The organism is Streptococcus oralis (genome assembly GCF_003944215.1).
Lineage (GTDB): Bacteria > Bacillota > Bacilli > Lactobacillales > Streptococcaceae > Streptococcus > Streptococcus oralis_BI.
This window is the reverse complement of the sequence record NZ_RJVZ01000026.1, coordinates 1-9,939: the sequence shown is the minus strand read 5'-3', so window position 1 is coordinate 9,939 and position 9,939 is coordinate 1. Positions and strand designations below refer to the sequence as shown.

The window sequence follows — 9,939 nt, the reverse complement described above, 5'->3', positions numbered from 1 at the left end:
TCCTCCTTCAGCGTTCTACTTGCATGTATTAGGCACGCCGCCAGCGTTCGTCCTGAGCCAGGATCAAACTCTCATTAAAAGTTTGAGTTCTCACTCATTTCTGTCACTGACAGATTTATTGTTTTTTTTCATTGTTCAGTACTATAACCTTAGTTATAGTGCCCTGCACATTGGTTCGTCTTGTTCAGTTTTCAAAGGTCTTTGTCACTCAATCTCTCAAGCGACAACTATATTAGTATATCACAGCTGCTAACCTATGTCAACACTTTTTTGAAACTTTTTTTACTTTTTTCGTCCCTGCGATACACACATAGTCCGTACGGGATTCGAACCCGTGTTACCGCCGTGAAAAGGCGGTGTCTTAACCCCTTGACCAACGGACCTTGAGCTTTTCAACTCTTTCTATTATACCTACTTTTTACACTTTGTCAAGATCTTTTTTAATCTCCTATACAAATTTTTCTATGATAATAGAAAAGAGCCAGTTTAACTGACTCTCTCTATTTTGTTTGCCAATTAGTCGCGCGTTCCTCTCCCCACCAGTAAGGGATCAATTCGGCAACCTTGATTGTTTTTCTTGCTTCGTAGTCCATCATGAACTCTGCTTCTTTATTTTCAGCATTCAATTCTAAGAGAAATTCTCTGCATGCGCCACAGGGCATACCCGAACTTTCACCGTAAGGCGGTTTATCTCGAAAAGCGAGGATTTTCTTAACTTTGGTTTGTCCTGAAAATTGATACATATTGAAGAGAGCTGCTCGTTCTGCACAAAGATGAAAAACGCCACAAGTGCCCTCCATACAAAATCCTGTGAATATCTGACCATCTTCCGCTTCTACCGCGGCAACGACATGGTTAGCATAAACAAAGTCAGAAACTACATGAGGATTGTATAAGGTTCGTGCTTCTTCGTACATCTTTTCCCATGTATCCATCGGAAGTCCTTTTTATTTAGAAATCTCTTTCAGCATGTTCTCGATATGCTGGATAGATTTCTCGCGGCCTAACAGGTAAATGGTATCTGGCAATTCTGGTCCATGCATTTCACCTGATACAGCAATACGAATAGGCATAAAGAGAGTCTTGCCCTTGATACCTGTTTCTTTTTGGACTGCTTTGATTTGTGGGAAGATGTTTTCTGTCACAAATTCTTCATCTGTCATTGCTTCTAGTTTCGCTTTGAAGGCTTCTAGAACAACAGGAACGGTTTCTCCTGACATGACCTCGCGCTCAGCGTCTGTCAACTCTGGGAAATCTGCAAAGAAAAGATCTGTCAATGGAACGATTTCATCCACTGACTTCATCTGTGGCTTGTAGAGTTCTACCATTTTCTCTGACTTGTCAGTCAAACGCCCTGCTTCTTCTAAGTAAGGTTTAGCCATTTCAAAGATTGTCGCAAGATCAGCTCTCTTGATGTAGTCATTGCTCATCCAGTCTAGTTTCTTCTGATCGAAGGCTGCAGGAGACTTGCTGAGGCGGTTTTCATCAAAGAGTTTAATCAATTCCTCACGAGAGAAGATTTCGTCTTCCCCACCAGGGTTCCAGCCAAGAAGGGCAATAAAGTTAAAGACAGCTTCTGGAAGATAGCCTTTCTTACGGTAGTCTTCGATAAACTGAAGGGTGTTGGTGTCGCGTTTAGACAATTTTTTACCCGTTTCAGAGTTGATGATCAAAGTCATGTGACCAAACTCTGGTGCTTCCCAACCAAGAGCCTCATAAACCATAAGCTGTTTGGGTGTATTGGCAATGTGGTCGTCTCCACGGATAACATGGGAAATTTGCATGTCGTGGTCATCGATGACAACAGCAAAGTTGTAAGTTGGGTAACCGTCTTTCTTTTGGATTACCCAGTCGCCACCGATGTTACCACCTTCAAATTCGATATCTCCTTTGACCATATCATGCCATTTGTAGATACCAGATTCATTAACAGCCAAACGAACCGTTGGGATGATTCCTGCTTCTTCACGTTCTGCGATATAAGCTGCTTTTTCTTCTTCGCTCATGCCAAGGTATTCATTGATGTAGCGTGGTGTTTCGCCAGCTGCTTCTTGGCGTTCGCGTTCAGCCGCCAACTCTTCTTCTGTAACGTAAGATTTGTAGGCCTTTCCTTCGGCTAGCAATTGGTCGATGTACTTTTGATAGAGTTCCAAACGCTCTGATTGGCGGTAGTTTTCATGAGTTTCTGGGCTTTCATCCCAGTCAATCCCCAACCAACGAAGGTTTTCAAGCTGTGAACGTTCTCCATCCTCAACATGGCGTTTACGGTCAGTATCTTCGATACGAATGATAAAAGTTCCACCATGATGGCGTGCGTAAAGGTAGTTAAACAATGCTGTACGGGCATTTCCGATGTGTAGTAGTCCTGTTGGACTTGGTGCGTAGCGTACGCGGATATCTTTTGACATAGTTTCTCCTATAAAGTCTCTAGGCGTCTGCCTTTTTGCTTTCTATATTATATCACAAGTCTCGCCTGAGTCCAATGTCTACGAATAAAGAGAGTAAAAAGAGTGGACAAGCCACTCTTTTCTTCTATTATAGACGTGCGTTAAGTTCTTTGCTCAATTCTTCAAATCCTGGTTTCCCAAGAAGGGCAAACATGTTACGCTTGTAGGCTTCAACACCTGGTTGGTCAAATGGGTTGATGGCATTCAAGTAACCTGAAAGGGCGATTGCCAATTCGAAGAAGTAGATCGTGTAGCCAAGAGTAAAGGCATCTTGCTCTGGAAGAGTCACATACATATTTGGTACGTCACCGTCAGTGTGGGCAAGAAGAACACCGTCAGTCGCTTTTTTGTTTACAAAGTCAACGTCTTTTCCTTGAAGGTAACCAAGTCCATCAAGGTCTTCTTCCAAAGTAGGAATGATCACGTTCTTACGTGGTTTGTCAACACGGACAACTGTTTCAAACATGATACGAGTTCCTTCTTGGATAAATTGACCCAATGAGTGTAAGTCAGTTGAGAAGTTAGCTGAAGTTGGGTAAATACCTTTTTGGTCTTTCCCTTCTGTTCAGGCACCCCTTGTGGATCCATCTGCTGGGAATTCCCTTGCACTGACTGGCTAGTTTGATTGACTTGCCAATCAACCACTGCGTCATCTATTTTTTCTAATTTAGACCCAGAAGCCTGGACTTTTTGTCCAAGCTCTGAATCAATTTTTTAGACTTTTATTTTTCTAAATTGCTTGATTTGAAATTTTATTATGGTCAAGCAGTTTCGAAAATCTGAATGGTAGAGTCCTTTTCAATTACTACTGCTTGGTCTGCTGCAACATGGAGAGTGCCCGGCAGGCTGCCCTCTTTTGAACCATCAAAAGAAATCGTGATATGGCCCAGTCCAGTTAAATTTTTTTCTACTACATTTCCTACGGCAGTAATCGAATATTCCTGACTATCTACCACCAGCTTTCCACCTTCTAGTATTGCACCTAGAAGATTTTTGTTATCGATTTTAAAACAATACTCTGCTAAGTCTTCCGGAGCTTCTTCTCCAAACAAAATGAGCATATTGGCATCTTGAATCATATTCTGAGCTTCAGGCCCCACTTGAATTACTTTAGCTTCAAAAATTTTCTTCATCTAATTCCTATTCATCCTTTCTCAAATCTGTCATAAACTTATGCTTATAGATAAGTTTAACATAATAGTTGCTATGTTTACGTGCATCTATCAAAAGTTTACTGATAAAGGCCAATACTAGCTATCCAAGCTACTAGCACCCGCGGAACACCATTGAGAAAGCGTGAATAAAGCACAGAAGGGACACCAACCTCAACTGTTTCAGCCTTGGCTTCAGATAGACCGAGTGCTACAGGAATGAAATCACAACCGTTTTGAGTGTTGATAGCAAATATAGCTGGCAGAGCCATTTGGGGCGGAATAGTCCCTTTGCCGATTTCAACTCCAATTAAGGTTCCAATAATCTGACTGATAACAGCTCCGGGGCCTAACAAAGGAGATAGGAATGGCAAGGAACAGATAAAGCCAATCAAAATGAGTCCCCAGATGTTCCCAGCTAGGGGAACCATTAATTTTGCCAGCCAATTTCCAACACCTGAACCTTGAATAACCCCAATCAGCAAGGAAACAAAGGCCATGAAAGGAATGATCGTGTTGAGCATTGTTTGGATGGCTTCACGAGCAGCCTGGTTGAAAGTCGCAACGACCTTCCCAGCGCCCATCCCAATTCTTGCTACAATACTTGTTTCAGCTTTTTGCTCTGTAATTTTTTTACTAGTATCGTAAGTTGGCTTTTCTGTTACCACAGTTGTCGCTTTTTCGTCTTCATTAGCAGCAGAAATTTGATTAAGGCCAACTGCTGACACATAGATTTCCTCGGTTATATATTGAGCTAGAGGCCCACTTTTCCCTGTAGCGACAATATTTATTGTAGGGATCCCCTTTTTAGGATAAATACCACAGCGAAGAGTACCGCCACAATCCACGATTGCTAAAGCAATTTCCTCATCTGGGATAGAAGTTTTAAACCCATTAACAGCTTCCATACCGGTCAAATCAGCAATTTTATCTACAATATCTGGCTTTTCTCCTCCGCCAGTGATATAGATGAATTTATGCTTAGCTTCACTAGGTGTAATGACCAAAGGTCCTCCGAAACCGCCATTTCCTTTAACAACTTTTATACTCTTATATGACATAATTTCACTCTTTCTATAAATCAAATGTTTTACTCAAGGTAACACCTTGCTGTTTTGCTACATAAGCAGTTGTAAAATCGGTCACCCAACCGCCTACAAAGTTCATGACAAGCCCAACAAGCATGTAACGAATGGCTAAGTCCATTTGACTTAAACCTAAAGTTTGAATTCCTGTTGCAATTCCCATCCATACAAACAATTCCCCAGGATTGATATGCGGAAATACACCATTTGAAGTGTGGCAGAACTGCATCTGAGCTGCTACAAAACTAGGTTTATAATATTCTGGTAAGAAACGTCCCATACTGATTGCCATCGGATTCCCCAGCATAAAGGCAGAAATGAAAGGTAAAATCATATACCGGCTAACAGGATTTTTGGCAGAAATCTTAGCCAGGGAATTGACCTTCTCTTCTCCCAAGAAAGCGATAAGGGTATTCATTGCAATCAATAGCATCAAGACAAGCGGTACAATATTTGTCATCCAGCTAATAAAGGTTTCTCCACCTAATTGGAAGAGTTTCATAAAACTCTCTGCAAAATTTGTAATGTGATTCATAAGGAACTCCCTTTCTTATTTTTTTTAAATAACTGTTTAATAGATAATTGTAAGTAATTCGCATAAAAGCCGAATCCCAGAAAAGAATCAGATGAACTTGTCTCTTTCTCAATACCTGCCTCATTCCAAAGATAGACTTTTCTAGCATCTTCTATGGCTGATTGCATCAACTTATTTTCTTTTCTCACAAGAGGATTATACTTGTCAAAATAATGGATGTCTTCTCCAACATAATCGTCCATATTTTGAAAACGTGCTAAGATTGTGACTCCTTGCATTTTGCTAGCTTTAAGAACCCGACCGTTTTCATCAACCGCGAACATGACAATCGTACCGGATTTGATTCTTCCGGACTTCCTGCCAATCGCTACGCGCCCCAGTTTTCGGAGCATCGTATAGGTCTTATTGAAGTCTTTGAGTTGCTGCCAGCCGAGGAACATTTGAAATATATAAGCTGCCATGACAAATACAGCGAAAATTATTAGCGAATTCATTAAAATACTCCTTTGCTCTTAGAAAATGATAGAAACTCTGTCTCTGTTTCTACAGCCCTCAATGCTTCTTTTAGAGAAGGCTCTCCTGCAATTCGAAAAATGTCGTCATACAATTCCAGCAATTCACTCTCCATTTTGCTTTCAATTTCTGAGGGAATGGCGACTAGAAAGATAAATTCAATCCAATCATCTCCTTTTTGATAAGGCTCTTCTAGCTTTCCAAACATTAAAATAGTCTTTGCATAACCCTGGTTAATTGTATGGGGGAAGGCAATTCCTCCACCAAAAATGGTTGATTGTTTTTTATCCCTATCAATTATCCGATTTCTAAAACCTTCATCAATCATCTGAAGTTTCTCTAACTCTGCAACCATATTTAGCAAGTATTGCTGATAGGTTTTTTGGGGAGTCAAACGAAGAAAACGTAAGCTGACTGTTTCTAGATTTTTTTGATGAAAAGCATTGGCCCTCTGCCATTCTTCCTGCAGCCATTGATCATCAAAAAGATGATTAACTTGAATGACTGGAGATTTAGAATCTTTATATTTTAGAGGAACTGTCGTAAAAATCGCGAAATAGTCCTGATTCAAATCCAGATTAAAATCCTCTTCAGAATACTGAGTAATGTCTACATCATTTCCAAGAATTCGTCTGAGTTGCTGAATAATCATCGCAGCAGTTCCTCTTCCTGTTGTGCAAACTACAGCTATCTGCTTGCGAGAACCATTTACAACAGAGTTTTGCTTTCTTAAAATCATTTCAAAATACAAAGCCAGATATCCGATTTCAGATAATTCCAATTCAGAACCAAAAATTGCAGATAGTTCTTCTCCAGCAATTTTCGCCATTTCAAAAGCAAAAGGATATTGAGTTTGAACCTCGCCATGGAATATATCATTAGCTTGCACATGGAAAATCAGTCGATTGATTAAGGAGCCTAGATGAGACTTGATTTCTTCAAATAATTCTTCATCATCAAAGTTAACCAACATTGTTTCTTTGACTTTCTTGACAATCCCTTGAAAAATGTTTGCAAGCTGTTCAGATTGATAAGACGGCTTGCTTAAAGTGTCAATAAAACGGATATTAAACGGAAAACACAAAAAGTCTATCTCAAACTGACTGAGGGAAATCTTATAAGTCATCTCAATATGATAGATTAATTTTTCAACCAAAGGTGTCTCTGTTAAATCATTCCTATAGTAAGGAATAGGGCAACTCAACACCCTAGATGCATGAATACGCTCCACCATAATTGAAATGGTCTTTCGAAGGAGTTCCTTTGTTTCTTTCGGGATTTTATACTCCTGGAGTAGCGTCTCCAGAAAAGAAGATGTTGCCTCGGTGAGTGTCTTTCCTTCAAAGTAAGGGGCCACTTGGTGAATATAGAGCAAGCGCAAATTCAGCTCGGACCCCAAGACCTCCAGCCCACGGTTGGGCTTTCCTGAAATAGTGATAGAGTAACTCTCTGCCAAAGATTTTACTTGTTTTAAATCCTTATTAAGGGTACTTCTACTAACACCTGCTTCCTCAGCCAAGTCGTCAATAAGAAGAGGGGAGGTTGACTCAATTAAACGTTTTAGTAAATAGGCAATTCTTTTACTGGAAGAATTGAAGTCACTCTCCCGTTTTAAACTACCAGATAAAATCCTTTCCAACTCAGTATAGTCATACACCTCTAACATTAACTGATCATCTTGTGAGATAATCTGGATACTCGGAGCCAAAACATCATTTAATTGTTGGATACTCTTTTGCAAGGTTTGCATACTAATATCCAGCTCTGAGCGCATATCTACCAAGGAATAAGTTGGCTGTGAGACCATTTTTTCTAAAATATTATACCATCGATTTACTATGGTCAACTCTCTTCCTCACCTTCATTTTTTTAACCGCGAGTTTTCCCTCCGGCAATATTTGTAGTGACTCCAGTTATATAGCTAGAACGGTCTGAAATATAGAATGCTACAAGGTCAGCTACTTCCCGTAGTTTACCACTTCGTCCCAAAGGAGTTGTTGAAGTTGAAGCATAACCAGCTCGAATATCTTCTACCGTCTTTCCACGGGTATAAGCAAGAGCTTCCTCATAAGAAAGAGTTCGAAGTCCCGTAGCTTCCATAATTCCTGGAGCAATTCCAACCACACGTACACCATGCTTACCCAGCTCTTTTGCCCATGAACGAGTGTAACTATAGACTGCTGCTTTTGTGGCAGCATAGGCACTTTGTCCTTCAGAACCTTCCAAGCCTGCTTCTGAAGCCATGTTCACAATTACACCTTTTCCATTTTTCACTAAAATACGTCCTACTGCCTGACTAACCAAATACAAACCTTTTTGATTAATCATTGTTACTTTTTCAAACGTTTCATCGTCTAACTCGTAAGGACCTTTAGGATTTTCTGCATCAATTAATAATCTGGGAACATTAATCCCTGCATTATTGACTACCGCATCAATATTGCCAAATCTTTCAACTATTTTGGCAACACCCTCTTCTACTTCAGAGCGAGAAGTTACATCAACTTTTACAAATAATAGATTCGGGTGACGCAAATCGTTGTCGCTAAGATCAAAATTCGCTACATTGACTCCTAATTCCAGCAATTCTTCAACGATTGCCTTACCGATCCCAGATGACGCGCCAGTCACAAGAACTGTTTTGCCTTTTATGTTTAACCAATCATTCATTTTGATACCTCTCAAATTTTATTTACAAGGCAATTATACAGCGCTTTCATAAAAGAATTAAGACACTCTTTTTTACACTTTTAAAAAAAATAATAAACTAATTAAGAGGCTTGTACTAAAAATCCACAAGAAATGAACTTGTGGATCTTTTTATATTCTAAATGAACTCAAAGCATATGAGAATCAAAGGCGTGCATTCAACTCAGCACCCAGCTCTTCAAAGCCTGGTTTCCCAAGAAGAGCAAACATGTTTTTCTTATAAGCTTCAACTCCAGGCTGGTCAAATGGATTGATACCATTCAGGTAGCCAGAAAGAGCAATAGCCAACTCAAAGAAGTAAATAGTGTAGCCCAAAGTGAACTCATCTTGCTCAGGCAGTGTCACAAACATATTTGGAACTCCACCATCAGTGTGTGCTAACAGCACTCCATCTGTAGCTTTTTTATTGACAAAGTCAACATCTTTTCCTTGCAAGTAGCCAAGACCGTCCAAGTCTTCTGCCAATTCAGGAATCAGCACATTTTTGCGAGGTTTATCTACACGGATAACTGTTTCAAAGAGGATACGGGTACCTTCCTGGATAAATTGTCCCAGAGAGTGCAAGTCTGTTGAGAAGTTAGCTGAAGTTGGATAAATCCCTTTTTGGTCTTTCCCTTCTGACTCACCAGCCAGTTGCTTCCACCACTCAGAGAAGTATTGCAGAGATGGTTCATAGTTAGCTAGAACTTCTGTCAGATAACCTTTACGGTACAAGATATTGCGTACAACTGCATATTGATATGCTTCATTTTCAGCCAACTTATCAGAAGCATAAGCCTTGCGAGCAGCATTTGCTCCTTCCATTAACTTGCTGATATCAGCTCCTGCAGCTGCGATTGGCAAGAGCCCCACTGCTGTCAATACTGTAAAACGACCACCTACACTATCAGGCACTACAAAAGTATCCCAGCCATTAGCATCTGCTTCAACTTTAACTGCACCTTTAGCGCGGTCTGTAGTTGCGTAGATACGTTGGTTAGCTTCTTCTTGACCGTACTTCTTAACCAAGAGTTCTTTGAAGACACGGAAAGCAATAGCCGGTTCAGTTGTTGTACCTGATTTAGAAATCACGTTTACTGAGAAATCTTTGTCTGATACATAGTCTACCAAATCAGCCAAATAGCTTGAAGAGATAGAGTTTCCAGCATAGAGGATCTGAGGTGCCTTGCGTTCTTCCTTTCTTTGCAAGTTTACAAATGAATTATTCAAGAAATCAATAGCTGCACGAGCTCCTAAATAGGAACCACCAATACCGATTACGATCAATACCTCACTATCAGATTGGATTTTAGCAGCAGCCTTTTGAATACGAGCAAATTCATCTTTGTCATATTCTTCAGGTAAGTTCAACCAGCCAGTCATTTCTGCCCCAGGACCTGTACCATTTCTCAGAGCAGAATCTGCTGCAGTCACTTGAGGCTGCATATAATCTAGTTCATGTGGTGCAACAAATTTATCTAATACTTTTGAATAATCAAATTTAATATGTGACATAATAT

9 protein-coding genes, 1 tRNA gene, 1 rRNA gene and 1 pseudogene are annotated in these 9,939 nt (G+C 40.1%); all 12 read right to left on the bottom strand.

From position 1 onward, the window contains the following. Positions 1–79 (bottom strand): 16S ribosomal RNA (locus tag D8804_RS09805); the annotation flags it as partial. A 232-nt stretch (positions 80–311) separates the two neighbouring features. Further along, a tRNA-Glu gene (locus tag D8804_RS09800) sits at positions 312–383 on the bottom strand. Positions 384–500: 117 nt separating this feature from the next. After that, positions 501–935, bottom strand: coding sequence for a cytidine deaminase family protein (locus tag D8804_RS09795; protein WP_125399637.1), 435 nt, complete (start codon positions 933–935; stop codon positions 501–503). A gap of 12 nt (positions 936–947) precedes the next feature. Next, positions 948–2,408, bottom strand: coding sequence for a glutamate--tRNA ligase (gene gltX, locus D8804_RS09790; RefSeq protein WP_125399636.1), 1,461 nt, complete (start codon positions 2,406–2,408; stop codon positions 948–950). Between the two features lie 127 nt (positions 2,409–2,535). After that, positions 2,536–3,012: pseudogene (gene pgi / locus D8804_RS09785) on the bottom strand (glucose-6-phosphate isomerase); the annotation flags it as partial. Positions 3,013–3,208: 196 nt separating this feature from the next. Next, positions 3,209–3,580: a PTS glucitol/sorbitol transporter subunit IIA gene (locus D8804_RS09780; RefSeq protein ID WP_008808177.1), complete on the bottom strand. Its 372-nt coding sequence runs from the start codon at positions 3,578–3,580 to the stop codon at positions 3,209–3,211. 98 nt (positions 3,581–3,678) lie between these two features. Further along, complete coding sequence (gene srlE / locus D8804_RS09775) at positions 3,679–4,659, bottom strand: PTS glucitol/sorbitol transporter subunit IIB (RefSeq protein WP_038804194.1); 981 nt, start codon at positions 4,657–4,659, stop codon at positions 3,679–3,681. Positions 4,660–4,672: 13 nt separating this feature from the next. Next, complete coding sequence (gene srlA, locus D8804_RS09770) at positions 4,673–5,218, bottom strand: PTS glucitol/sorbitol transporter subunit IIC (RefSeq protein WP_001015684.1); 546 nt, start codon at positions 5,216–5,218, stop codon at positions 4,673–4,675. After that, positions 5,215–5,712 carry a transcriptional regulator GutM gene (locus D8804_RS09765; protein ID WP_033585448.1) on the bottom strand — a complete coding sequence of 166 codons (498 nt, stop codon included), beginning with the start codon at positions 5,710–5,712 and terminating at the stop codon, positions 5,215–5,217. Before D8804_RS09765 ends, srlA begins: the two co-directional genes overlap by 4 nt. Next, positions 5,712–7,538 (bottom strand): BglG family transcription antiterminator, encoded by a 1,827-nt coding sequence (locus D8804_RS09760; protein WP_080639548.1) that lies wholly within the window; start codon positions 7,536–7,538, stop codon positions 5,712–5,714. Before D8804_RS09760 ends, D8804_RS09765 begins: the two co-directional genes overlap by 1 nt. 62 nt (positions 7,539–7,600) lie before the next feature. Continuing rightward, positions 7,601–8,401, bottom strand: coding sequence for an SDR family oxidoreductase (locus D8804_RS09755; protein WP_038804195.1), 801 nt, complete (start codon positions 8,399–8,401; stop codon positions 7,601–7,603). A gap of 183 nt (positions 8,402–8,584) precedes the next feature. Then, complete coding sequence (locus D8804_RS09750; protein WP_000018239.1) at positions 8,585–9,934, bottom strand: glucose-6-phosphate isomerase; 1,350 nt, start codon at positions 9,932–9,934, stop codon at positions 8,585–8,587. Positions 9,935–9,939 lie beyond the last annotated feature (5 nt).